We start from the raw sequence: 22992 nt of genomic DNA on the forward strand, positions 1-22992 counted from the left end.
CATGGTCGCGCCGGTGGCGCCGATTCGGCACGACGACGGCGGGTCGGGCACTATGTGACCGGTCGTGAAGCAGCCGCGGCCTGAGGATGAGCTCAGAAGGTGACTGTGGACGACGAGATGATTCACGGTGGTGTCCGCATCGACCCCGAGCGTGCCCACTGGACGATGTGGGGCGAGATCGACGGGGCCGTGCAGAAGCGGGTGGAGACGCAGGTGGCCGATCACCTGCGCAGGACGGCCGGGGAACCGCTGACGGTGGACCTCGGCCAGGTGACGTTCATCGACTCGGGCGGGCTGCGCCTGCTGTACACCGCGGTGGAGTCGAAGCCCACGCCACCGGTGCTCGTCGACGCGTCGAGCAGAATTCTCGACCTGCTGCGCATCACGGGTGTCGATAGGCTGTTCGTCCTCGGTGACTGAGGAGGACGACTTCGTGCACCAGACGCTTCCGGTGGCGCGAGCCCCGCAGGGGTTCCGCGAGGTGAGGTCCTGGCCGCTCCTGGCGGTCGAGGAGCTCGCCATGATCCGCGACGACCTGAGCGCCACCCTGCCGGGGTCGCCGGAGTCCTCGCTCGAGGACGTCCCGGAGTCCGTCGTCCTGGTCGCCAGCGAGCTCGCGACGAACGCCCTCAGCTACGCCGGCCGCCCGGCCGTGGTGCGGTTGTCCGAGCGGGACGGCGAGTACCTGCTGGACGTGGTCGACCGGGCACCGGACCGTGTGCCGGGCGCGGTCGAGGGGCCCAGCGGCCGCGGCGGCTTCGGGCTGCTGCTCGCCGCGCGGCTGGCCGCCGAGGTCGGCTGGTACAGCACGGAGACGGCCAAGCACGTCTGGGCGCGGTTCGCCGCGCGTTCCCGGCAGCCGAGCCTGACCTCCTGAGCGCGCGGCTGCGTGCTGGACGGACCCGGCCTAGCGTCGAGGGATGAGCAAGAACGACGGAGCCCGTCGCGAGGCGTCGGGCAGCAAGAGCGCCAAGATCCTCTACCGGCCCTTCGGCCTCGCGAGCTCCATCGTGGGCGGCCTCGTGGCAGGGCAGGTGTTCCGCCAGGTCTACAAGCGGCTGGCGCCCGGCCACCCGGACGACCCGCCGAAGCCGCTCGAGTCCGAGTACGCGATGCGAGAGATCGTCCTCGCGTCGCTCCTGCAGGGCGCGATCTTCGCGCTGGTCAAGGCACTCATCGACCGGGGCGGGGCGCGCATGTTCCAGCGGTGGACGGGGGAGTGGCCGGGGGACTGACGGGCAGGCCGACCGGCGGACCGACCTGCCCGGCGCGGCGCGCCCCGGCGGCGGGATAGGTTGCCGGGATGCGCCAACCCTCCACCTCGCCCGGTGGGCCGATCACCCGGGTGCCGGGGATGCGGTCGCTGCTGACCATGTCCGCGCTCGGGTTCGCCGGCTACGCGCTGCTCCTGCCCGTCGCCCCCCTGTGGGCGGTGCACGGCGGGGCGGGGTCGGGCGGCGCCGGGCTCGTCAACGCCGTGCTCATGCTGGCCACGGTGCTGACCCAGACCACGATGCCGGCGGCGCTGCGCCGCATCGGCTGGCGCCCCACGATGGTCGCGGGCATGCTGCTGCTCGGCCTGCCGTCGGCCCTGTTCGTGCTGACCGACTCCCTGCCGTGGCTGCTCGTCCTCTCGGCCGTGCGGGGGATGGGGTTCGCGGTCCTGACGGTCTGCGGGTCGAGCGCCGTGGCCGCGCTCGTGGACGGCCCCCGCCACGGGCGGGCGATCGGCGTGTACGGGTTGTCCATCGCGATACCGCAGCTCCTGCTGGTGCCGGGTTCGGCCTGGATCGCCGAGTCGCTCGACTTCCCGGTCGTGTTCGCGCTCGGGTCGCTGCCGGTGCTCGGCGTCCCGGCGGCCGCGGTGCTCGGGGGCCGGCTGGAGCGGGTCACGGCCGACGACGGCGGTGACACCGAGCCCGCCGCGCCGGACCGTGCCCGCTGGCGGGTCCTGGCCGGCCTGGTCCTGCCGTCGCTCGTGCTCCTGGCGGTCACGACGCCGGGCGGCGCGCTGCTGACGTTCGCCCCGCAGTTCGCCGGCAGCGCCGCGCTGGCGGCGGTCGGTCTGCTGGGCTTCACGGCGGCGACGGCGCTGTCCCGGTGGGCGGTGGGCGGCCCCGCGGACCGGTACGGCCCGCGCGTCTTCCTGGCCCCGCTGCTGGGCCTGTGCGCGGCCGGGCTCGGCGTGTGCGCCTGGGCGATCGCCGACGGCGGCACGCGCGGCGCCGCCCTGGTGCTGGGCATGACCGTGGTGGGCCTGTCCTACGGCAGCCTGCAGAACCTGACGCTCGTCGAGGCGTTCGCGGCGGTGCCGCACCGGTCCCACCCGACCGCCAGCACCGTGTGGAACATCGGGTTCGACACGGGCACCGGGCTCGGGTCGCTGGTGGTCGGGTTCATCGCGGCGGGCTCGAGCTTCGCCGCCGGGCTGGCGACCACCGCCGTGGTCTGCGTGGTCGCGGCGGGTGCCGTGCTCCTGGCAGGTCGGTCGCCTGCCCGGACGGGACGGACGGCATGAGCGCCGACTGGCTCGCCGTCGTCGGCTCCGTCGCGGTGTGCGCCTTCTGGACGGCGTGGTTCGTGCTGTCGCTGCGCACCGACCGCCGTCGGTTGCGCAACGGGTTCCTGCTCATCGCGTCCGTGTACTCCGCCGGTGGCGTGCTGGCCCAGCTGGCGGCGCTCGTGCCGCACGGGACCACCGTCCTGGACTGGGCCGACCTCGCGGTGGTCACGGTGCTCGGGCTGTTCCTCCTCGCCCTGCCGGTGCTCCTGGTGATCAACGGGCTGACGATGGTGCGTCGTGAGCGGCGGTCCCTCGCGAACCTCCTCTCGCTCGCGGCAGGGCTCGCGATGCTGGTCGTGCCGGCGGTCGTCGTGGCACCGGTCGTGCTGCGGGCGCCGTGGGCGATCGGAATCGCGCTGGCGGTGGGGATGACGACGGCCTGGCTCGGTCTCGTCTTCCTGGGGTTCGTCACGCAGATCCTCCTGTACCGGCGGGCCGCCGCCCGGGTGCCGGCTCACGGCGTGATCGTCCTGGGCAGCAAGGTCGTCGCTGGGCGCGTGCCTCCGCTGCTGGCCGCCCGGCTGCGTGCGGGTGCCGACGCCGCACGTCGGCTCGGCGGGGAGCGGCCCGTGCGGATCGTCCCGTCCGGCGGTCAGGGCGCCGACGAGGACCGGCCCGAGGGGGTGGCGATGGCAGAGTGGCTGGTGGCCGAGGGCATACCGCGCGACGCGATCCTGGTCGAGGACCGCGCCCGGACCACGCGGGAGAACCTGACCCTCGGGTCCGCGCTGCTCGACGGTGCGGGGCTGACCGGTCCGTACCTGGTGGCGACGAACAGTTACCACGCTCCGCGTGCCGCCATGGAGGCGATGGACCTCGGCCTCGACGTCCACGCGATCGGTGCGCCCACGGCGGGGTACTTCTTCCCCAGCGCGTACCTGCGGGAGTTCGTGGCCGTGCTGCGCCGTCGGCCGGCCGTCCATGTCGTGGTGGTGACGGGCATCGTTCTCGTGAGCGGCCTCGCGAGCGTGCTGACCGTCGCCGGGACCTAGCGAGCCCTTCCCTTCATGCCGTCCGGGCGCCGAGCCACGGCTCGAGGACGTCCTCGCGGCCCAGCCAGCGCAGCCCGCCGTCGTCGACCTCCGCGCCCGTGGCGAGCGCCTCGCCGAACGCGTCGAGGATGCGGTCCCGCGTGCTGCGCGCCTCGTCGGGCTCCCCGGCGCCCACGACGAGGATGCGGGTGACGGGTGGCCGGTTCCCGGCGACCTCCTGCCAGGTGCCGAGGTCGGCGACGCACAGCGCTCCGCCGGCGCCGTCCCAGAGGCAGACGGAGTCGGGTCGGTCCGGCACGTGGAAGACGCCGCGGCTGCGGACGGGGCCCGTGCCGAGGTGCTCGATCTGCTCGAGCAGCCGTTCCGGGTGGAAGGGGCGGCGTGACTTCAACAGCAGGCTCCAGCTCCGGTCGGCCGGGTCGCTGCTCGACCGGTGCGGGTTGCGCGCGCCGAGGGGGTGGGCCCTGCCCTCCGCGGCGACGCTGTCGTGCCGGCAGGCGGCGAGCTCGGTGACGTCGAGCTCGTGCAGCCCGTCGATCCGGCGGCTGTCGCGGGCGCGCAGCCGGTCGACCAGGCCGGCGCCGGTCGGGTCGTCGCCCGTGGTCACCACGACGTCGACCTGCTCGAGCTGGGCGGCGAGCGCCTCGCCGAGCGGTCGTTCGTCGTCGGGAGTGAGGGCCAGGTCGCGCTCGTCGACGAGGTCGTCGCCGAGCAGGTCCGCCTCGACCCGGTCCAGGTCCACGACCGCCACGGTGGCGGTGAACCGGAGGTCCTCGAGCACCTCTCCGGCGTCGGTGTGCGCGGCCAGCGCCCGCCCGACCGGCAGCGGCTCCGCGGTGACGGGCAGCGCGAGGACCAAGTCGGTCCAGCGTCCGGTCCAGGCCAGCCGGGCCAGCGTGGGCACGGCGTCCTCACGCACGCTGCAGGACACGCACGCGTGCTCCAGCTCGACCGTGACGTCCTCGATCACGCCGGTCGCGTCGACGACGACGCGGCGGAGCGCTCCGTCGTCGGGCAGCAGGTCGTGGCGGACGACGACGGCGCCCGGTGACGTGAGCGCGAGGCTCGCGGCGGTGGTGTCGCGGAGCACGGGGTCGGTGCTGACGAGCACGCTCAGCGCGGGGTGGTGGCTGGCGGGGTGGTCCGGGCGGGAATGCACAGCGCCTCCTGTGGTTGAGAATCATTATCGCTTCTGCCACACTCTAGCGCCAGATGAGAACTGTTCTCACACGGAAGGAAGTCATGTCCGCCCGCTGCCAGGTGCTCGGCACCGTCCCGGGGTTCGGCCACTCGATCTCGCACTCGCACGTGCGGACCAAGCGGCGGTTCGACCCCAACATCCAGAAGAAGCACTACTGGGTCCCCTCGCTCGGCCGCACCGTCACCCTGCGCGTGAGCGCCAAGGGGATCAAGACGATCGACCGCGACGGGATCGATGCCGTCGTCGCCCGCATCCGGGCCCGAGGAGAGAAGATCTGATGGCCTCCAAGACCGACCTGCGCCCCGTCATCAAGCTGCGGTCCACCGCGGGCACCGGCTTCACCTACGTGACGCGCAAGAACCGCCGCAACAGCCCGGATCGCGTGGTGCTGCGCAAGTACGACCCCGTCGTGCGCCGGCACGTCGAGTTCAAGGAGACCCGCTGATGGCCAAGAAGTCGAAGATCGCCGCGAACCTGCGCCGGCAGCAGGTCGTCGAGCGGTACGCCGAGCGTCGCGCCGAGCTCAAGCGGGTCGTCGCCGCGCCGTCGTCCACCGCCGAGGAGCGGGCCGCCGCCGTCATGGAGCTGCAGCGCCAGCCGCGTGACGCCAGCGCCACCCGGCTGCGCAACCGCGACGCCGCCGACGGCCGCCCGCGCGGCTACGTCGGCAAGTTCGGGCTCTCGCGGATCCGGATGCGCCAGATGGCGCACCGAGGCGAGCTGCCCGGCGTGACCAAGTCGAGCTGGTGAGGAGACCACCATGAAGAAGACCATCCACCCGACCTACGGCCCCGTCGTGTTCCGCGACACCAGCGCCGGGTTCACGTTCCTGACGCGATCCACGCTGGCCGGCCAGACGCCGTCCGGCCCCGGCCGACCCGCTCGCACGATCGAGTGGGAGGACGGCAACACCTACCCCGTGATCGACGTCGACATCTCGAGCGCCAGCCACCCGTTCTGGACCGGCGCCGCGCGCGTCGTGGACACCGCGGGCCGCGTCGAGAAGTTCCGTCGCCGGTACGGTGCCGGTTCGGCGGCCGGTGCTGCTGCGGCCGCCGCCGTCCCGGACGGAGGTGCGCGATGAAGGTGCGCGCCTCCCTGCGGTCCCTCAAGGACAAGCCCGGCGCGAAGGTCGTGCGGCGCCGCGGCAAGACCTACGTCATCAACAGGCAGAACCCGCGCTGGAAGGCGCGTCAAGGCTGAGGAGCACCCATGGCAGTCCCCAAGCGCAAGATGTCCCGCTCGCGCACCCGCAGCCGCCGCGCGCAGTGGAAGGCCGTCGAGCCGGCCCTCGTGCCGGTCGTGGTCGGCGGCGAGAGCGTCCAGGTCCCGCCGCGGCTCGCCCGCGCGGTCCGGGAGGGGCGAGTGGTCGTCCCCCGCTGACGACGACGCGACGCCCGGCCCCGCCGTCGTGCGGGGCCGGGACGGCCGTCGTGCAGCGTGGCCGTCGTGCAGCGAGGCCGGACCAGCCATATCTTGGCCGGGGGGCGCGACCCGACGACCAGGAGGTTCAGTCATGACTGCAGGCGGCATCATCACGGCCATCATCATCGGCGCCATCATCGGCGCGCTCGGACGGCTGGTGGTCCGCGGGCGTCAGAACATCTCGATCATCGTGACGATCCTCGTCGGCATCGTCGCCGCGCTGCTCGGTACGTGGCTCGCCAGCCTCATCGGTGTCCAGGACACCGGCGGGATCGACTGGATCGAGCTGGCCTTCCAGATCGGCCTGGCCGCGATCGGCGTCTCCATCGTGGCCGGTGCGTCCGGACGGAAGGCGTGAGCCGATGACGGTCACGACCACCGACCACCGGGAGATCCGTTCGTGGGTCGAGGGGCGTTCCGGCGTGCCGATGCTCGTCGAAGCGGCAGGGCTCAGCGGCGGCCGCCCCGTTCCCGCCGTCGTGTTCCCGCAGGACGACAGCATGCCGGAGGCCCGTGAGGTCGGCTGGGACGAGTGGTTCGAGGTGTTCGACGCCTCGGGTCTCGCGTTCCGCCACTCGGCCGGTGGGCCGCAGGACTCGCCGCCGGTCTACGAGCTGCTCAACCCCTAGGTCCCCGAGGTTCCAAGACCGGCGCCAGCGCGCTGGCGTCCAGGTCGGCGAGGAGCTCCGCGACATCGGTGCGGACCTCGACGGCGCCGGCGTCGGTCAGTTCCTGCGCGCTGACACCGCCGCTCAGGACACCCAGGCACGGCACGCCGGCGCGCTGCGCAGCCATGACGTCCCACACGGAGTCGCCCAGGAACACGGCCTCCGTGGGTGCGACGCCCGCTGCCCGGAGCGCCACCTGCACGAGCTCGGGCTCCGGCTTGGAGGCCTCGACGTCCTGCGACGACGTCACCGCGTAGAGCGCGTCCTCCACGTCGAGCAGGTCCCGCAGCCGCTCGAGCTGGTCGGGCGACGCCGACGTCGCGAGGACCGGTCGGGCACCGCGGGCCGAGATCTCATGGACCAGCTCGCGGGCGCCGTCGAACACCCGCATGCGGTGGGCCGACTCGGCCTCGTGCCGAGAGTGTGCCTCGTCGACCTCGTCGGCGGCGCCGGGGCGCAGCTCCACGCCGCTGAGCGTGGCGACGCGTGGGATCAGCTGCGACCCGGCCATCCCGAGCGCGCGGTGGATGCGCCAGGCGTCGACGTCGATCCCGACGTCGCGGAACGAGCGGAGCCAGGCGTCGACCTGCAGGTAGTTGGAGTCGACGAGCGTCCCGTCGACGTCCAGCAGCACCGCGCCGGTCATACGGCACCGAGGGTGCGGGGCAAAGGGTGGTGGTCTGGGGTCATCTGTCGATCCTGTGGTCCGTCCTGCGATCCCGCCACCCCGGGCGTCAGCCGGAGGAGGCCGTCCCCACGTGGTGCTCGAGCACCTCGAGGGGGCCCTCGTCCGGCGTCGGCACCTCGAAGGCGTCGAGGTAGCGCAGTGCCGTCTCCCGGGAGACCACCACGTCGTCGGGCCCGGTGCCCGAGCGGTGCGCGAGTCGTTCGAGCACGACCTCGCGCGGTGTGGGCAGGTACACCGTCACGGGGAACACTCCCAGCGGCCGCAGCAGGTCGCGGTACTCGTCACGCATGGCGCGGGACCAGAACGACAGGTCGACGACGACGTCGCGACCGGCGCGGACCAGGTCGAGGCACTCCTGCCGCAGCTCGGCCTGCAGACGGGTGGTGACGTCGTCGGGCAGCGGGTGGTCCCGGCGGCCCTCCCGCCACGCGGCGACGTCGACGGAGAGGCGTGCCCAGCCCTGAGCCTCCAGCGCTCGGGCGCGCGTCGACTTCCCGGACCCCGCAGGGCCGCACATCAGGAACACCCGGCTCATCGGCCGAGACTAGCGCCCTGCCTGTCGGTCATGCCGCCTCCTGCTGGTCCTGGAGCTCCGGGAACTCCTGGTGCTTTCGGGGCTCCTGCTCCCGGAACGCCGCGTGGGTCGGTTCCCGCGCGCCATCGAGCCCGTCGCTGTGGGGCTCGCGGCCGGTGCCGATCGGGTTGCCGAACCTGTCGTGGAACTCCCAGCGGCCACGGTGCCAACGCATCGTGACGCCCTGACCGTCGACCCGGTCGTGATGGTGCCAGCACAGCAGCGCCCCGTTGTCGACGCTGGTGCCTCCGCCGTCCGCCCAGTGGGTGACGGCGTGGTGGACCTCGCAACGACTCGGTGGTTCCTCGCACCCCGGCCAGGTGCAGTGCCGGTCCCGGGTGATCACCGCCCGGCGCAGCTGCCCGGTGACGGTCCGGCGACTTCGTCCGACGTCCAGGACCTGGCTGTCCGGTCCGAACACGATCCGGGACAGCTCGCTGTCGCACGCGAGCCGGCGCAGGAGCGACGCGGGCAGCGGGCCGCGCCCGTCCGCGAACGTCGGCAGGCCGTCGCCGCCGTTGTGGCCGCCGCCTCCCGGACCGTCGCCTCCCGGGCCGTCGCTTCCGTGGCCGTCGCTTCCGGGAAGGTCGTATCCGCGGCGCGCGCTGTCCGTGGCGACGTCCGCCGTGCCGTCTTCGCTGATGCTGTCAGCGCCGACGATCCGGCGCGGGTCGATGCCGGCGGCGTTGCCCAGCACCAGGGCGCCCTGGGAGCCGTTGCCGGTGGCGCCGGGTGGAGCGTCGACCGACGCGGCGAGCGCCGCACGCAGCTCCGTCAGGCCGACGGTGACGTTCAGGTGGGGACGTACTGAGGCTCCGGTACCCACGGCCGCGTTGTCCAGAGCGATCCTGGCGAGGTCGGCGATTCCCTGGGCCCGCCGCTGGGTGGAGGTCCGGGTCTCGGCGGCGGCGGGCGCCCCGACGACGCTGTCGAGCGCCGTCCGCAACACCTGGCCGTGCTCCTCGGTGAGAAACCCGGCCACGTGGTAGCCGTCCCAGGTGGGCGAGACCTCGAAGAACTCCTTCCCGCGGGCGCGGGCATAGCCGCGCTCGTCGGACTCCGGGTCGGCGACGTGCGCGAACCGGCGCACCATGCGGCGGAAGGGTCCGACCGGGTACCGGCCGGCGAGCGCGAGCAGGAACTCCTCGCCGGTGGGTGGCGCTGAGGTGTCCGCAGGCGTACCCGATGCGTCGGCCTCCTCCGCGCCATCGGTCGCCACCGGGGCCGCCAGGGCATCACGGCGGGCCTGCGAGGTCGGGGCGATGTCCACCATCGCTCGCACGTGGTCCGCCCCGACCGCTCCCTCCACGGCCGCGAGGGCGGTGGCCGGCAGGGCGTCGCGGAGGGTCTTTGCCGTGCGCACCTCGCGGCGCGCGGTGGCGAGCGTGACGTCCTGCGTCCGGGACAACCAGTGGGCGAACGACCGGGACCCGTCGATCGCCCACGTCCCGGCGTCGTCGAGCTCCGTGAGCAGTCGGAGGCGCACCGCGCCGAGGCGTTCTTCGATCGTCCGGAGCCTTGCGGTCACCTCTGTCAGGGGACCGACGTCCTCTCCGGCCGAGAGGCCATGGGCCGCGAGGGAGTCGACGGCGGACTCGATCTCGGCGAGCAGGCCGAGCGTGTCGCGTCGAGTCGTCATCGTCCCTCCCGTGGCCGTCTCGGTGGGTTCCTGTTCCCCTGTGGGCACCTCCGATGCTATCGAACATATGTTCGTCTCACCAGGTCAACGGGCATTTCTGCGCATTCTGTGGACAGCCCCGAGTGTCCACAGGTCCGCCGTAGCCTCGGTGCCCGCAGGCGAGCCACGGCGACCTACCTGGTGCCGTCGGCACGACGGCGAGCAACCCAGCGGTGACCGTCGAGGCTCGCCGCCCCGCGGCCTCTGGGGCGCCCAGGAGCGGCGACCCGGACCCCAGGATCAGCGCCGCGTCAGCCGGACCACAGGGATCTGCCGGTCCGTCTTGCGCTCGTAGCCCGCGAACTGCTTCGCGGAGGCCTTGATGCGCTCCCACGCGACGGTGCGCTCGTCGCCCTGGAGCTCGGTGGCGGCGACGGGGATCTTCTCGCCCCCGAGCTCGATGGTGACCTCGTCGGGGTGGGCCGCGACGTTGCGGTACCAGCCGGGGTTCGACGCGTCCCCGCCCGCGGACGCGACCACCAGCCAGCCGTCGCCGTCGGGGAACCAGGCCAGCGGGGTGGAGCGCGGCTCGCCGCTCGTGCGTCCGACGGCGGTCAGCACCAGCAGTCTCATGCCCATCGTGGTCCCGGACGTGCGACGGGCGCGCCAGGCGGCGAGCTTGTTCGCCAGCTTCATGAGGGGGCCGCTGGGCATCCTTGCGCCGTACGTTCCCTGCGGGTGGGTGAAGGACATCGGCTCTCCCGGTCGTCGGTGACGTCGCACCGACGAGGCTACGCGGAACAGGCTGGCGTCACTGCAGCGCGAAGCCGCCGTCCGTGGTGAGCCGCTGACCCACCACCCACGACCCCGCCGGGCTCACCAGCCACCCGATGAGGCGGGCCGGGTCGGTCGGCTCGCCCCATCGCCCGAACGGTGTCGCCGTCCGCAGCTCCTCCAGCTCCGCCAGCGGGCGGTCCGTCGTCCCCGGGTCGAGGTAGCCGGTGTTCACCGGGCCAGGGTTCACGGTGTTGAGGACGATGCCGAGTTCGAGCAGCTCGGCCGCCACCGTGGCAGTCACCCCGGCCAGCGCCGCCTTCGACGTCGCGTAGGCGACCTCCCCACGCATCGGTCCGTCCTCCTGGCCCGACGTCATCCACACGACCTTCGGCGCGGTGGCCGGGTCCGACGGCGCGGTGCGGCCCAGACGTTCGCCGGGACGTACCGTCGTGCCGGGTCCGACGGGACGGAGCTGCTGCGCGAAGCGGCGGGTCAGGAGCAGGGTGGACCGAGTGTTCGTCTGCCAGAACGCGTCCAGGGCGGCGACGGTCATGTCGAGGATCGACCCGTCGCCGCCGCTTCGCGCGTGGTTGCACACCAGGATGTCCACGGAACCGGTGAGCGCCCGGGCGGCGTCGAACAGCTCGTCCACCTGGGCGGGGTCGCGCAGGTCGGCGCTCGCGGACCCTGAGGCGGCGTCGCCCTGCAGTGCCGCCCGGACGCCGGAGTGCACGGCGGCGAGATCGTCGGCACCCCACGGCTGATCTGCATCGTGCGGGGAGTAGTGGTGCGTGAAGACGCTCGCCCCGAGCCCTGCGAGCTCGCGGGCGACGGCGTAGCCGATGCCTTTCCGGCGGGAGACTCCGGTGACGAGCGCCGTGCGGCCGGCGAGGGAGGTGTCGTGGTGCGTCATGCCGGCGACGGTAGCGACGCGAGTCGACCCGGGGCCCGCTGATTTCGGTCGGGCCGCAGGTCGTCACCCACGGTCCGGCGGCCCCACGCCACGGCGTCCGCGCCCCTCACCCGCCGACGAGCGCCTCGCCCAGCGGCGTGCGCACGTGCACGACGCGGGTGCCCTCGCGCCGCGAGTCGACGAGCCGCGCCGCCGCCAGCCGCGACAGGTGGTGCGACGCGGTCGAGACGGCGAGCCCCTCGGCGACGGCGACCTCGCTGGTCGACAGGGGCGCGCGCAGGGCGAGGAGCACCCCGGCCCTGCCGGCACCGAGCAGGCCGGCGAGCGCCTGCGTCGGGTCGGCCGCGGTGTCGGACCAACGCTCCGACACCCCCAGCGCCGGGTAGAACAGGGTCGGCTGGGCCGGCGGCTCCGTCACCACGGCGCAGCGCGGCGCCATGACGGACGGCGTCAGCACGAGTCCGCTGCCCGCGCAGTCGAGCACCTCGTGGTGCAGGCGGAGCCGGACGTGCACGGCGTGCGAGCCCCAGGTCACCGCGTCGTTCAGGGTGTCGACCATCGCCGCGAGGCCGTGCGTCGTCGTCCGGCGGGAGCGCACGCCGATGTCGGCGCGCAGCAACCTCTCGAGCTGCGGCCAGTACGGCGCCAGGACGGCGTCCCAGACCTGCTGCCAAGCGTCGGCGACGGCGGACCGGGTGCGCGGGAGGTCGTCGGCCAGCGCGCGCAGCAGCCGCTGCTCGGTGCCGCTGGTGCGGGCGACGCGCTTGTGGAGGTCCACGCGCATCGGCTCGAGCGCGGTCTCGCGCAACCGCTCGACCTCCTCGACGGGGCCGAGGTCCCAGCCGGGTGTGGATGTCAGGAAGTCCGGCAGGTAGCCGTCCGGCCCGACGAGGAGCCGGAGCAGGTCGAAGGCGCGTGCCGGGACGCGGTGACGCGCCTGGCGCAACCAGCCCCACTGCAGCGGGTGGTACTGCGGTCGGCCCAGCACCCGCACGGCGTGCGCGAGCTCGTGGCCCGGGGAGACGCCGAACCGGATCGCGGAGAGGTCGTCGGGCGTGAGGCGGAACTCCACCATGTTTCGATGCACGTCGAAACTCTAGGCGGGAGCCGGCGCGCGCACGAGGCTGGGTCCACCTCGACCGCACGGGTCGAGGGCACCGAACGGAGGAGTCATGGCCACGGTCGTCAGCGCGGAGGCCATCCGCATCCCGGGCTCGAGGACGTTGCGCTTCGAGGGGCGCGACCACGGGTCGGGGGTCTCGTTCTTCCTCGTGACGAACGAGCCGGGTCAGGGGCCTGGCCTGCACCGCCACCCGTACACCGAGACGTGGTCCGTCCTGGAGGGCGAGGCCAGGATCACCATCGGCGACGAGACTGTCGTCGCCCGGGCGGGTGACACCGCCGTCGTGCAACCTGGCGTCTGGCACAGGTTCACCAGCACCGGCGCCGGCACCCTGCGCATGATCTGCCTCCACGCGTCCGCCACGATGATCCAGGAGTTCCGCTGATGTCCTTCCAGGCCTACCTCGACGCCGTCGAGACCAAGACCGGGCTGACCCCGCGCCAGCTCGTCGACGCCGCTGCCGAGCAAGGGTTCGGCACCGGCAGCAAGGCGACCCCTGTCGCGACGTGGCTCAAGGAGACCTACGGCCTCGGCCACGGGCACGCGATGGCCATGGTCCACGTCATCACGAAGGGTGACCGGATCAGCAGCAAGCACGTAGGCACCGACGGCGCGCACCGGGACTCGGGCGACCGGCTGTGGCTCGAGGGGAAGGATTCCCGGCCCGACGACTGGTGACACGGCGCCGCCTTGCCGACGGGCCACGGCACCACGGCGCCGCCGGGCTGCCTTGCCTCGCCGCCGGGCCTACGGGCCGGGGAACGACCCGCTCCCGAACAGGATCCGGCGTGCCGCGGCGCGCCCGGGCGGCGTGCGCAGCAAAGCCACCCCGGCGGCCGCGGCGGCGGGTGTGCGCACCATCGACAGTCCTCGACGCAGGGTGAGCCGGCCGCGGAACCGGGCCCGCAGCGCGGCGCCGTCGTAGCGGCGCAGCGCGTCCCGCCGGCCGGTGCGCAGGGCCTCGTCGAGCACGTCGACGGCGTGCTCGGACAGCCGCAGGCACGGGTCCAGCCCGCCGGCGGTCAAGGGGGAGACGGCTCCGGCGGCGTCGCCGACGAGGAGGCCGTGCGGGCCGGCGATCCGGCGCAGCAGCCCGCCGACCGGGATCGGCCCGCCACGCCGTTCGACCTGCCCGGGCGACGTGGTGGCGCCCGGCCGCGCTCCGCCGTCGGGCCCCGCGACGTCGCCCGGCCGCGCTCCGCCGTCGGGCCCCGTGCCGCCCGGGAGGCCCGGGACGCCCGCCAGCCCGGGGGCCGACGCCGAGAACTCGCGCAACGCCTGGCGCATCCCGCGGGGAAACCGGTCGGCGTAGCCGGCCACCCCCACGTGGACGTGCTCGCCGTCGTCGAGCACCCACGCGAGATACCCGGGGGCGAGCCGGGGGTCGACGACGCAGTGGAACGCGGGCACGACGGCGCGGCGTGGCACGGGGTAGACCTCCTCCGCGCCGATGAGCAGCTCGGTGTTCCGGTCGAGACCGAGCTCGCGCGCCACGGCCGACCGGGCGCCGTCGGCCCCCACGACGAACCGGGCTCGGAGCCGTGCCGGGCCGTCCGGGCCGTGCAGCACGTGCTCCGCGCCGTCCCGCCCGGCGTACCGGGTGCCGAGCAGGATGCGCACGCCGGCGGCGGCCGCGGCGCGCGCCTGCGTCACGTACAGCGGCGCCATGTCGCCCACGCGGTACTCGTCGTGGGCGCTGTCGAGGACCACCGGACGGTGGTGCGACGGCGGGTAGAGCACCATGCGGCGGATCGGCGGGCCGAGGTGCTCGGGCGGCAGGTCGAAGTCCTCCAGCGTGCGGCGCACGAAGATGCCGGTGGTGCGCACGGTCCCGTCGAGGTGGTGGCGGCGTTCGGCGAGCACGACGTCGTGACCGCGCCGCGCGAGCTCGGTGGCGGTGTGCAGGCCGGCGAGCCCGGCGCCGACGACGAGCAAGTCCGTGGTGGGCAGGCGTCCGGTGAGCACGGCTCAGGCCGCCGGCTCGTCGTCGGACGGAGTGTCGCCGTCGGACGGGGCATCGTCGTCGACCCACTCGAGGAGGTCGCCGGGCTGGCACCCGAGCACGCGGCACATGGCCTCGAGCGTGGAGAAGCGCACGGCCTTGGCGCGACCGTTCTTCAGCACGGCCACGTTGGCGGGCGTGAGCCCGACGCGCTCGGCGAACTCGCCGACGCTCATCTTGCGGCGGGCGAGCTCGACGTCGAGGCGGACGACGATCGGCATCAGATCACCGCGTCCAGGTCGGTGCGCAGGGCGGTCGCCTGCACCAGCAGGGCACGCAGCACCACCATGAGGAGGCCGACGGCGGCACCGACCAGGAGCACCACGAGCAGCAGCGCGGCGATCCCCGAGAGGCCCTCGGCGGCGGCGACCAGCACGCAGGCGACGAGCACGATCACCCAGGCGACGGCGACCGCGGCGAGGATCGTGTTCACCCAGACGAACGAGCGCGCGGAGAAGATCTGGTCGTCGCGGACCATCGCGAGCAGCTTCCAGGCGCACACGAGCACCACCTCGACGCAGGCCAGGACGACGACGGCGAGGGCGAGCAGGGGCCAGCGGAGCGGTTCGAGGTCCGGGCTCTGCTCGGCCATACGGCGGAAGACGGCGGGGAGCACGGCGACCTGCGCGCCGACCAGCGTGAGGAAGACGGCGGCGAGCAGGACGCGCAGGGGGACGACGAGGCGAGATGTCCGGGACATGAAGCGAGGCTCGCGCGACATCTATCGAAAGTCAATAGGAAGAGACCGTTTTTCGATGTCTCCACGAGGGCGACACCGGACCTGTGCGCCGGGCGCGGGGGAGCGGTGCCCAGCGGCTAGTTTTCCCGGATGGAGCGCAGATTCCGGCAGGTGGACGTCTTCGGCCAGGATCCGTGCACGGGCAACCCCGTGGCGGTGGTGCTCGACGTCGAGGGGCTCGACAACGGGCCCGGCTGGGTGGGCCTGCTGCTCGACGGTCCGGGCACTGTTCTCGACCTGCGCCCCGATGCCTCCGCGCACCTGGGCAGGTGGGACATCGGGGTGATCGGCGCCCACGACCCGGGCGCCGAGAAGGCGTTCGAGCTGCGAGCGTTCTTCACCGACGGCGACGAACCACCCGCACCCCGCGGTGGGCAGCCGCGCCCGGTTCACAGCACCGTCGCGAGCTGTTCCAGCGCGGCGAGCGGGTCAGGACCGGCGGGCATGAGCACGTTGGACGTGACCCCCGCCGCCGTCAGGTCGTCGATCCGTGTGCGGACCTGGGCGGGCGTCCCGGCGAGCGCGAGCTGCTGTACCCATGGTGCGGGCAGTCGCTCGGCGAACTCTTGTCGAGTGGCGCAGCCGGCACGCAACGCCGCAAACTCCGCCGCGAACGGCAGCGGACGGAGGTGCGGCGCCCAGTCCGGCTCCCCGATCCACTCGAGGCCTGGCCGCGCCGTGGCGATGGCGACGTCCGGGTCCGGGTCGACAGCAGCGAGGTTGTAGGCGACGACTCGGTGCGCGTCCTGGGCCGCGATCTGCTCGCGCGCCGCGACCACGTACTCGGGCGTGACCGGCTCGGCCAGCACGGTTCCGTCCGCCACCTGCCCCGACGCCGCGAGGGACCGCGGCCCACGGACACCGAGCAGGAGCGGCGGCGAGGTCTCGGGCAGCGACGACGGTTCCAGCCGCACGTCCTCGAGGCGAGCACCCGCGACCGTGCCGTTCAGGGTGTCGCCGCCCAGGAGTGCACGCACCCCTTGCGTGTACTCGCTCAGGAACGTCAGCGGTCGGTCCGGCCAGCAACCGGCCTGCCGCATCCAGCCCGGCATGCCGTGCCCGATGCCGACGGCGACCCTCCCGGGGAAGAGCTGGCCGAGCGTCGCGATCTCCATCGCTGCGAAGGCAACGTTGCGGGACGCCGCAGGCAGGATCCCGATCCCGACACCGATGTTCTCGGTACCGGCCAGGACGGCCCCGGCCTGTGAGAAGCCGCCGCGGAAACCGAGGTCCTCGACGACCCACAGCTCGTCGAACCCGAGGCGCTCGGCCTTCTGGGCATAGCCCAGCACCTGGTGCGCGGGAAGGTCACGCGGGAGGATCACGCCGATGCTCGACTGCGAATTCATCGAGCATGTCTACCAGAGCGCTCGTCGACGAGCGCGATCGACACGTCAGAACTCCTCGTAGACCGCCGGGTCCTGGTCGTTGTTCCGCCCGTCGGGACGGGCGAGCGAGGCGATGGCCTCGACGTCGGCGTCCGTCAGCTCCAGGTCGATCGCGGCGAGGTTCTGCTGCTGCCGCTCCAGCGCCGTCGCCTTGGGCAGCGGCACGACGCCGAGCCGCGCGTGCCAGGCCAGGATCACCTCGGGCACGCTCGCACCGTGGCCCTCGGCGATCCGCACCAGCACCGGGTCCTGCAGCACCTCGCTCGCCCGGCCGAGGGGGCTCCACGCCTCGGTGACGATGCCGCGCGACGCGTCGTCCGCGCGCTGGTCCGCCTGCGGGAAGTACGGGTGCAGCTCGACCTGGTTCACCGCGGGGACCACGCCGGTGGCCTCCACCAGCCGGTCGACGTGCTCGGGCAGGAAGTTCGACACGCCGATGGCGCGGACCAGCCCGCGCTCGCGCGCCTCGATCAACGCCTCCCAGGCCTCGACGTAGCGGCCCTGCGAGGGGTTCGGCCAGTGGATCAGGTACAGGTCGAGGTGGTCGAGCCCCGTGCGGTAGACGCTCTCCTCGATCGCCGCGATCGCCGCGTCGTGCGCATGGTGCCGGCCGGGCAGCTTGGAGGTGACGATCACCTCGTCGCGGGGCACGCCGCTCGAGCGCACCGCAGCACCGACGGCGCCCTCGTTCTCGTAGTTGAACGCGGAGTCGATCAACCGGTAGCCCGTCCGCAGGGCGGCAGCGATCGTCCGGGCGCCGTGCTGCCCCTTGAGGGCGGCGGTGCCGAACCCGATCCGGGGGAGCGTCAGTCCGTCGGTGGTCGTCGTCTCGGGCATCGGGTCCTCCTCGTGAGCGTGCGGTGCGGTCCTCGGTGCGACCGTACGCGCGGACCGGTCCCGTCGCCCGGGAGCCTCAGGAGAGGTCCCGCACCACCAGGGACTGGGCCAGTCGGCCGAACGCCCCCTCGGTGTCGTGCAGGACGGCGGAGGTCAGCCCGGCCCCGTCCGGCCCGAACGTGACGGTCGTGTCCAGGCCCAGCCAGTCGCCGCGCGGCGCCCGGAACAGGTGGGCAGCGAGGTCGAGGTTGGGGAACGCCACCCGGCGCGGGTCGCTCCGGACCGTCATCCCGTTGGCGACGTCGAGGAGCCCGGCGGTGCGCGCGAGCGTGCCGACCTCCTCGCCGTCGAGCAGCGGGACGTCCGTGCGCGCCCACACCCGGCCACGGCCGGGCTCCTCCAGGGCCCGCCGCACCTCGATGGAGGCGACGAACCCGCCGGGCCAGTCCGTCGTCGGGTCCCAGGACGGCGTCTCGTCCGGCCCCGGCATCGCGGCCGGGACGCCGGCCGCCAGCGCCGCCGTGTCGCCGACGCCCGCGAGCCACGCCCGCAGCGTGGCCACCCGGCGGCCGCCGCACGAGGCCTCGGCCTCGACCAGCTCGACCCCGCGCCCGGGCCGCAGCACCTGCACGGCCGTCTCCATCGGGGCCAGCGGGTAGGGGCCCCAGACGTCGAACGACAGGCGCGTCACGGCGAGGTCGTCGCGCCCTCGCGCGACCCGGTCCGTCTCGACGAGGTGGGTGAGCAGGCCGAACGTCGGGGCGACGTGCTGCTCAGCGGTGTTCCAGGCGCCGCCGACGGCGGAGGTCGGGTCGAACGTGGAGGCGCCGGTGCGTCGGAAGTAGGCCATGGCGACATCCTGGCAGGGCTGACGAGCGGTGACCGCCGAGCACCGCGCCCGTCCGCGACGAAGACGTCATCGAGCGCCGGCGACCGCGTCGTGGCGCGGCAGCCGGAGGAAGACGGCGACGAGGGCGGCGGCAGCCAGCGCAAGGAGACCGTTGACGCCGATCGCGACCTGGAGCCCGGGCAGCAGCGTCGCGGCGGCGAACGCGGTGGCGACGGCGGACATGAGGGGCGTCCCCAGGGCGATGCCGACCTGCTGGCTCATGGTGACCAGCCCGGTCGCCAGCCCTTGCTGGTCGGCCGGCACGCCGGCGGTCGACGTGACCGTGAACCCGACGATCGCGACGAGGTTGGCGACGCCGCCCACGAAGGTGACCATGATGAGCGGGACGATCCAGGCACGATTGTCGGAGACGAAGGCGAGCGGGATCGTGGCGGCGCCCTGCACGACGAACCCGAGGACGACGGCAGTCTTCGAGCTCGTCCTGCCGATGATGCGCGGGGCGATCAGGCCGCCCACGACGGTGCCGATGCCGAGGACGCCGAGGACGAGCCCGGCGGTGACGGCGTTGTAGCCGAGGACGTCCTGCAGGTACAGGGTCAGCAAGAACACCAGCGAGGTCTCCGTGGCGAACGCCAGCAGTCCGGCCACGTTGCCCCAGGCGACGTTCCCGCGCCTGAGCAGCGCGGGAGCGACGAGGGGTTCCCGCAGCCGGGACTCCACGGTGAGGAAGGCCGCGAACAGGACGAGCGCGGCGACGATCGACCCCCATGATCCGAGGTGGCTCCAGCCGGCGTGGCCTGCCGTGTCGATCCCGAGCACGAGGGCGACCAGGGCGAGGGTGATGAGGACCGCACCGGGCACGTCGAGCCGTGGCCGCGGGCCGCGGGTCGGCTCGCGGAGGACGAACGGCGCCGTGAGGATCACGGCGAGGGCCACCACGACGTTGAGGAAGAACGCCCAGCGCCACGAGGCGGCACCGGTCAGGACACCGCCGAGCACCGCGCCGGCGGTGAATCCGGCAGCCATGAGCGCACCGTTGAGCCCCAGCGCCCGGGAGCGGGCGGGGCCCTCGGGGAACATCGTCGTCATGAGCGACAGCGCCGCCGGGGTGATCATGGCGGTGGCGATGCCCTGTCCCACGCGCGCGGCGATGAGCAACCCGGGCCCCTGGGCGAGGCCGCCGGCCAGCGAGGAGACACCGAGCAGCACGGTCCCGATCAGGAAGAGCCGCTTGCGGCCGAACAGGTCGGCGAGCCGACCGAAGAACAGCGTGAAGCCGGCGGCGCAGAGGGCGAACGCGGTGACGATCCACTGCAGGGCTGAGGTCGGGAACCCGAGGTCGGCACCGATGTGGGGCAGTGCGACGTTCAGGATCGAGAAGTCCACGGCGAGAGTGAAGTTCGCCGTGAGCAGGACGGCCATCGCGGTCTTCTGCATCCGGTCGAAAGGGCTCCCGGCCCCGGCCGGTCGAGGAGCGACATGCGTGCGGGTGGTGGCCGAGGGTTCGATGGTGCTCATGGGTTCACGCTCGTGCGCGCCGGCGGGGGCAGCCAGGGCCCTGGTCCGTCGATCCTCTCGCTGCCTAGCACCGACAGTGCCAGGCTCGGCCGAGGCAGGAGGAAGACAATGGAGCGCATGGAACCTCACGGCATCGATGTGCGGCCCGCGGACACGGACCGACCCGTGACCGAGCTCGGCGCGTTCCTGCGCTCGCGACGTGATCGGCTCAGTCCCGACGCGGCCGGTGTCAACAGCTACGGCCGTCGGCGGGTGCCGGGGCTCCGCCGGGAGGAGCTGGCGCAGCTCGCCGGGGTGTCCATGACCTACCTGACCAGGCTGGAGCAGGGGCAGTCGCAGAACGCTTCCGACGCCGTGATCGACGCGCTCGCGCGTGCCCTGCGGCTGGAGGCCGACGAGCGGGCCCACCTGTTCGCGCTGGCGCGTCCGGTCACGCCGAGGCGTCGCCCCGTCGCGCCTGAGAGGGCCACTCCGGGCGCGGAACAGCTCCTCCACGCGATGGGCGAGGTGCCCGCGGTGCTGCTGGGCCGGTTCAGCGACATCCTCGCGTGGAACCGTGCGGGGCACCTGCTGCTGGCAGGCCACCTCGACGCCGAGGCGCCCGTCCCGCCCGAGGACCGCCCGAACCAGCTGAGACTTCTCTTCCTCGACCCGCACACGCGCGACCTCTACGTCGACTGGGACGACGAGGCCGCCCTGGCAGTCGCCTCGCTGCGCTACGTGGCGGCGCAGTTCGCCGACGACAGGCGACTGGCGGAGCTCGTCGGGGACCTCAGCGTGAACAGCCCCGAGTTCGCGCACCTCTGGGCCGGGCACGATGTCAGGCTCTGCACGAGCGGTTCCAAGCGGTTCCGCCACCCCGAGGTCGGTGATCTCGAGCTCGACTACGAGGTGCTGCACCTGCCGGAGGGGAACGGGCAACGCCTCCTCACCCACACCGCCGAGCCCGGCAGCACGTCCTCCGCGGCCCTCCGTCTGCTCACCACCACGTCCTGACGACGGGATTCGCCGGCGTGGGCTCAGAGCTGTCGGAGGGCGCCGCCGTCGACGGCCCACTCGGAGCCCGTGACCTGACGGGACCGGGGGGAGAGCAGGTAGGCGATGATGCCGGCGACGTCCTCCGGGGTCCCGATCCGACCCGTGGGCAGGCGCCGCTCCTCACGGACGAACCGGTCGACAGCGGTCTCGGGGTCCGTCCGGAACCGGTCCGCGAGCTGGTCGGCAAACCCGCCGGGCGCATCGAACAGGGCGGTGCGGGTCGGGCCGGGCGAGACGACGTTGGAGCGGATCCCGGCGGGTCCGAGCTCGATCGCCAGGGCCTTCGACAGCGACAGGACGGCAGCCTTCGACGCCGCGTAGGCGGCCATCGTCGCGCCGGGCATCCGGGCCGCCTCGCTGCCCAGGTGCACCATGCTGCCTCCCGCTGCGCGGAGCGCGGGCAGAGCCGCGCGGACCAGGCGTGCCGGGGCGAACAGGTTCACCTCGAACGTCGCCCGCCACAGGTCGTCCTCGACCGCTTCGAACGAGTCGCGGGTATCGAACAGGGCCGCGTTGTTCACCAGCCCGTCCACCCGCCCGTGCCGTGCCAGCACCTCGGCGACGACCCGCTCCGGCATGGAGGCGTCCGACAGGTCTGCGGCGACGAAGCCTGCCGCATCCGGGAGCAACCCGGGACCCGGCGTACGACGTGCGACGGCGATCGGACGTGCTCCCTCCGCGGCCAGCTGGTGAACGGTCGCCAGGCCGATGCCGCGGGTGCCGCCGGTGACGACGACGACGGCGTCGTGCAGGTCAAGGTCCATTTCAGCGCTCCTCCCGGCCGGACCCGGGCGGATCGGCCGTCCGTCCACGGTCGGTGATCGAGATGACGCCAGCCAGCACCCTGCCTTGACCAGCATCCGCAGGGTGACCCTGCTCCCTCGGCGACCGACCGTCGGGCAGAGAGCCTGCCCTCGACGGGAGGCCCTCCGTCGGGGGATGGTTCTCGGGAGTCAGAAACTCCGACCCACGAGGGGAGACGGGATGGACTCCCACGACGGGGTGCGCGGCATCCTGATGGCCGCGGCCCTGGGGCCGGTGCTCGCCGTCCTGCTGACGGCGTGCGCCACGGACCCGCCCGACCCGGCGGCGCCGCAGGGCACGAGCGCGGCCTCCGTGCCGGCGGAGCCTGTCGCCGCGGGCCTGGAGGCGCCGTGGTCGGTCGCGTTCCTCGACGGGACGCCGCTGGTGAGCGAGCGGGACAGCGCCCGGATCCTCGAGGTCGCCGACGACGGCACCACGCGCGAGGTCGGGGTGGTGGAGGGCGTGGACGCGGCCGGCGAGGGCGGGCTCCTCGGGCTGGCGCTGGACGACGAGGACCGCCTGTACGCCTACTCGACCGGGACGGACGGCAACCGGGTCCAGCGCTACGACCTGGCGGGCGGGCCCGGAGCGCTGACCCTGGGGGAGCCGACGACGATCCTGGACGGCCTGCCGTCCGCGAGCGTCCACGACGGCGGACGCCTCGCGTTCGGGCCGGACGGGATGCTGTACGCCACGGTGGGGGACGCGGGGGACCGGGACAGCGCCCAGGACCTGGGCTCGCTCGGCGGCAAGATCCTGCGGATGACGCCCGACGGCGACGTCCCGACCGACAACCCCTTCGCCGGGTCGCTCGTGTACAGCTACGGGCACCGCAACGTCCAGGGCCTGGCCTGGGCCGACGACGGCACGCTGTTCGCCACCGAGTTCGGCCAGGACACCTGGGACGAGCTCAACGTGATCACCCCCGGTGCCAACTACGGCTGGCCCGAGGTGGAAGGGATCGCCGAGCGGGACGATTTCGTCGACCCCGTGCAGCAGTGGTCCCCGGCCGACGCGAGCCCGAGCGGGATGGCGCACGTGGACGGGACGCTGTTCGTCGCCAACCTGCGCGGCCAGGTGCTGCGCACCGTCCCGGTGAGCGACCCGACCACGTCGAGCGAGCACCTCGCGGGTGAACACGGACGGCTGCGCGACGCGGTCGCCGCACCGGACGGGGCTCTGTGGATCGTCACGAACAACACCGACGGCCGCGGTGACCCCGGGCCCGACGACGACCGGATCCTCGCCGTCGACGTCCGGCCCTGAGGCGTCTA

Annotated in this window: 32 protein-coding genes; 17 read left to right on the forward strand and 15 right to left on the reverse strand. The window is 73.5% G+C overall.

Annotation, left to right across the window (positions count from 1 at the left end):
• The first annotated feature begins 99 nt into the window (after window positions 1-99).
• From BCL65_RS00120 to BCL65_RS00140, 5 genes are all read left to right on the forward strand, one after another.
• Complete coding sequence (locus BCL65_RS00120) at window positions 100-420, forward strand: STAS domain-containing protein (RefSeq protein ID WP_243401141.1); 321 nt, start codon at window positions 100-102, stop codon at window positions 418-420.
• Window positions 413-877 (forward strand): ATP-binding protein, encoded by a 465-nt coding sequence (locus tag BCL65_RS00125; protein ID WP_207767759.1) that lies wholly within the window; start codon window positions 413-415, stop codon window positions 875-877. Before BCL65_RS00120 ends, BCL65_RS00125 begins: the two co-directional genes overlap by 8 nt.
• A gap of 43 nt (window positions 878-920) precedes the next feature.
• A complete protein-coding gene (locus tag BCL65_RS00130; protein ID WP_106264086.1) occupies window positions 921-1235 on the forward strand; it encodes a DUF4235 domain-containing protein in 315 nt (104 codons plus the stop codon).
• Between the two features lie 68 nt (window positions 1236-1303).
• Entirely contained in the window at window positions 1304-2518 is a 1215-nt protein-coding gene (locus BCL65_RS00135; protein WP_106264088.1) for an MFS transporter, read from the forward strand.
• The gene (locus BCL65_RS00140) at window positions 2515-3555 is read left to right on the forward strand and encodes a YdcF family protein (protein WP_106264090.1); all 1041 of its coding nucleotides are present in this window, start codon (window positions 2515-2517) and stop codon (window positions 3553-3555) included. The genes BCL65_RS00135 and BCL65_RS00140 overlap by 4 nt, the downstream gene beginning before the upstream one ends.
• 13 nt (window positions 3556-3568) lie before the next feature.
• Here the strand turns inward: BCL65_RS00140 and BCL65_RS00145 are convergent, their stop codons facing one another.
• Window positions 3569-4714: a GTP-binding protein gene (locus tag BCL65_RS00145; protein ID WP_243401142.1), complete on the reverse strand. Its 1146-nt coding sequence runs from the start codon at window positions 4712-4714 to the stop codon at window positions 3569-3571.
• 83 nt (window positions 4715-4797) lie between these two features.
• Between BCL65_RS00145 and rpmB the strand changes: the two genes are divergently transcribed.
• The 8 genes from rpmB (at window position 4798) to BCL65_RS00185 (ending at window position 6810) form a co-directional block, all read left to right on the forward strand.
• Window positions 4798-5034 carry a 50S ribosomal protein L28 gene (gene rpmB, locus BCL65_RS00150; protein WP_106264092.1) on the forward strand — a complete coding sequence of 79 codons (237 nt, stop codon included), beginning with the start codon at window positions 4798-4800 and terminating at the stop codon, window positions 5032-5034.
• Entirely contained in the window at window positions 5034-5201 is a 168-nt protein-coding gene (gene rpmG, locus BCL65_RS00155) for a 50S ribosomal protein L33 (protein WP_106264094.1), read from the forward strand. Before rpmB ends, rpmG begins: the two co-directional genes overlap by 1 nt.
• Window positions 5201-5506 (forward strand): 30S ribosomal protein S14, encoded by a 306-nt coding sequence (rpsN, locus tag BCL65_RS00160; RefSeq protein WP_106264096.1) that lies wholly within the window; start codon window positions 5201-5203, stop codon window positions 5504-5506. Before rpmG ends, rpsN begins: the two co-directional genes overlap by 1 nt.
• 10 nt (window positions 5507-5516) lie before the next feature.
• A complete protein-coding gene (locus tag BCL65_RS00165) occupies window positions 5517-5840 on the forward strand; it encodes a type B 50S ribosomal protein L31 (RefSeq protein WP_106264098.1) in 324 nt (107 codons plus the stop codon).
• The gene (gene ykgO, locus BCL65_RS00170) at window positions 5837-5959 is read left to right on the forward strand and encodes a type B 50S ribosomal protein L36 (RefSeq protein ID WP_106264100.1); all 123 of its coding nucleotides are present in this window, start codon (window positions 5837-5839) and stop codon (window positions 5957-5959) included. The genes BCL65_RS00165 and ykgO overlap by 4 nt, the downstream gene beginning before the upstream one ends.
• Window positions 5960-5968: 9 nt before the next feature.
• Window positions 5969-6139: a 50S ribosomal protein L32 gene (gene rpmF / locus BCL65_RS00175; protein WP_106264102.1), complete on the forward strand. Its 171-nt coding sequence runs from the start codon at window positions 5969-5971 to the stop codon at window positions 6137-6139.
• A gap of 133 nt (window positions 6140-6272) precedes the next feature.
• Window positions 6273-6539 (forward strand): GlsB/YeaQ/YmgE family stress response membrane protein, encoded by a 267-nt coding sequence (locus tag BCL65_RS00180; RefSeq protein WP_106264104.1) that lies wholly within the window; start codon window positions 6273-6275, stop codon window positions 6537-6539.
• A gap of 4 nt (window positions 6540-6543) precedes the next feature.
• Window positions 6544-6810, forward strand: a complete 267-nt coding sequence (locus BCL65_RS00185; protein ID WP_106264106.1) for a hypothetical protein — start codon at window positions 6544-6546, stop codon at window positions 6808-6810.
• Here the strand turns inward: BCL65_RS00185 and BCL65_RS00190 are convergent.
• From BCL65_RS00190 to BCL65_RS00215, 6 genes are all read right to left on the reverse strand, one after another.
• The gene (locus tag BCL65_RS00190; protein ID WP_106264108.1) at window positions 6800-7495 is read right to left on the reverse strand and encodes an HAD family hydrolase; all 696 of its coding nucleotides are present in this window, start codon (window positions 7493-7495) and stop codon (window positions 6800-6802) included. The two genes, BCL65_RS00185 and BCL65_RS00190, sit on opposite strands and share 11 nt — an antisense overlap.
• Window positions 7496-7583: 88 nt before the next feature.
• Window positions 7584-8072, reverse strand: a complete 489-nt coding sequence (locus BCL65_RS00195) for an AAA family ATPase (RefSeq protein WP_243401143.1) — start codon at window positions 8070-8072, stop codon at window positions 7584-7586.
• Window positions 8073-8100: 28 nt separating this feature from the next.
• Window positions 8101-9750 carry an HNH endonuclease signature motif containing protein gene (locus tag BCL65_RS18210; RefSeq protein WP_106264110.1) on the reverse strand — a complete coding sequence of 550 codons (1650 nt, stop codon included), beginning with the start codon at window positions 9748-9750 and terminating at the stop codon, window positions 8101-8103.
• 279 nt (window positions 9751-10029) lie between these two features.
• Entirely contained in the window at window positions 10030-10443 is a 414-nt protein-coding gene (locus BCL65_RS00205) for a nitroreductase/quinone reductase family protein (protein WP_243401144.1), read from the reverse strand.
• A 97-nt stretch (window positions 10444-10540) separates the two neighbouring features.
• Window positions 10541-11419: an SDR family oxidoreductase gene (locus BCL65_RS00210; protein WP_106264114.1), complete on the reverse strand. Its 879-nt coding sequence runs from the start codon at window positions 11417-11419 to the stop codon at window positions 10541-10543.
• Window positions 11420-11525: 106 nt separating this feature from the next.
• Complete coding sequence (locus BCL65_RS00215) at window positions 11526-12506, reverse strand: ArsR/SmtB family transcription factor (RefSeq protein WP_106264116.1); 981 nt, start codon at window positions 12504-12506, stop codon at window positions 11526-11528.
• An 85-nt stretch (window positions 12507-12591) separates the two neighbouring features.
• Here BCL65_RS00215 and BCL65_RS00220 point away from each other — a divergent pair, with 85 nt between their 5' ends.
• The gene (locus tag BCL65_RS00220; protein ID WP_106264118.1) at window positions 12592-12927 is read left to right on the forward strand and encodes a cupin domain-containing protein; all 336 of its coding nucleotides are present in this window, start codon (window positions 12592-12594) and stop codon (window positions 12925-12927) included.
• Window positions 12927-13220: a DUF4287 domain-containing protein gene (locus BCL65_RS00225; RefSeq protein ID WP_106264120.1), complete on the forward strand. Its 294-nt coding sequence runs from the start codon at window positions 12927-12929 to the stop codon at window positions 13218-13220. The genes BCL65_RS00220 and BCL65_RS00225 overlap by 1 nt, the downstream gene beginning before the upstream one ends.
• A 69-nt stretch (window positions 13221-13289) precedes the next feature.
• Here BCL65_RS00225 and BCL65_RS00230 read toward each other — a convergent pair whose 3' ends face one another.
• The 7 genes from BCL65_RS00230 to BCL65_RS00260 form a co-directional block, all read right to left on the reverse strand.
• Window positions 13290-14507: an NAD(P)/FAD-dependent oxidoreductase gene (locus BCL65_RS00230; RefSeq protein ID WP_243401145.1), complete on the reverse strand. Its 1218-nt coding sequence runs from the start codon at window positions 14505-14507 to the stop codon at window positions 13290-13292.
• A 3-nt stretch (window positions 14508-14510) separates the two neighbouring features.
• Window positions 14511-14765 (reverse strand): helix-turn-helix domain-containing protein, encoded by a 255-nt coding sequence (locus BCL65_RS00235; protein ID WP_106264122.1) that lies wholly within the window; start codon window positions 14763-14765, stop codon window positions 14511-14513.
• Window positions 14765-15244: a DUF2975 domain-containing protein gene (locus tag BCL65_RS00240; protein ID WP_106265092.1), complete on the reverse strand. Its 480-nt coding sequence runs from the start codon at window positions 15242-15244 to the stop codon at window positions 14765-14767. Before BCL65_RS00240 ends, BCL65_RS00235 begins: the two co-directional genes overlap by 1 nt.
• 428 nt (window positions 15245-15672) lie before the next feature.
• The gene (locus tag BCL65_RS00245; RefSeq protein WP_106264124.1) at window positions 15673-16632 is read right to left on the reverse strand and encodes an LLM class flavin-dependent oxidoreductase; all 960 of its coding nucleotides are present in this window, start codon (window positions 16630-16632) and stop codon (window positions 15673-15675) included.
• Between the two features lie 45 nt (window positions 16633-16677).
• Window positions 16678-17508: an aldo/keto reductase gene (locus tag BCL65_RS00250; RefSeq protein WP_106264126.1), complete on the reverse strand. Its 831-nt coding sequence runs from the start codon at window positions 17506-17508 to the stop codon at window positions 16678-16680.
• Between the two features lie 76 nt (window positions 17509-17584).
• Window positions 17585-18358 (reverse strand): thioesterase family protein, encoded by a 774-nt coding sequence (locus BCL65_RS00255; protein ID WP_106264128.1) that lies wholly within the window; start codon window positions 18356-18358, stop codon window positions 17585-17587.
• 66 nt (window positions 18359-18424) lie between these two features.
• Window positions 18425-19876: an MFS transporter gene (locus BCL65_RS00260; RefSeq protein ID WP_106264130.1), complete on the reverse strand. Its 1452-nt coding sequence runs from the start codon at window positions 19874-19876 to the stop codon at window positions 18425-18427.
• A gap of 117 nt (window positions 19877-19993) precedes the next feature.
• On the opposite strand from BCL65_RS00260, the gene BCL65_RS00265 reads away from it, so the two are divergent.
• Window positions 19994-20872 carry a helix-turn-helix transcriptional regulator gene (locus BCL65_RS00265; RefSeq protein WP_106265094.1) on the forward strand — a complete coding sequence of 293 codons (879 nt, stop codon included), beginning with the start codon at window positions 19994-19996 and terminating at the stop codon, window positions 20870-20872.
• A gap of 23 nt (window positions 20873-20895) precedes the next feature.
• Here BCL65_RS00265 and BCL65_RS00270 read toward each other — a convergent pair whose 3' ends face one another.
• Window positions 20896-21678, reverse strand: a complete 783-nt coding sequence (locus tag BCL65_RS00270; protein WP_106264132.1) for an SDR family NAD(P)-dependent oxidoreductase — start codon at window positions 21676-21678, stop codon at window positions 20896-20898.
• A gap of 220 nt (window positions 21679-21898) precedes the next feature.
• On the opposite strand from BCL65_RS00270, the gene BCL65_RS00275 reads away from it, so the two are divergent.
• Entirely contained in the window at window positions 21899-22984 is a 1086-nt protein-coding gene (locus BCL65_RS00275; protein WP_106264134.1) for a PQQ-dependent sugar dehydrogenase, read from the forward strand.
• Window positions 22985-22992 lie beyond the last annotated feature (8 nt).

Source organism: Isoptericola halotolerans (genome assembly GCF_003003075.1).
Classification (GTDB): Bacteria; Actinomycetota; Actinomycetes; order Actinomycetales; family Cellulomonadaceae; genus Isoptericola; species Isoptericola halotolerans_A.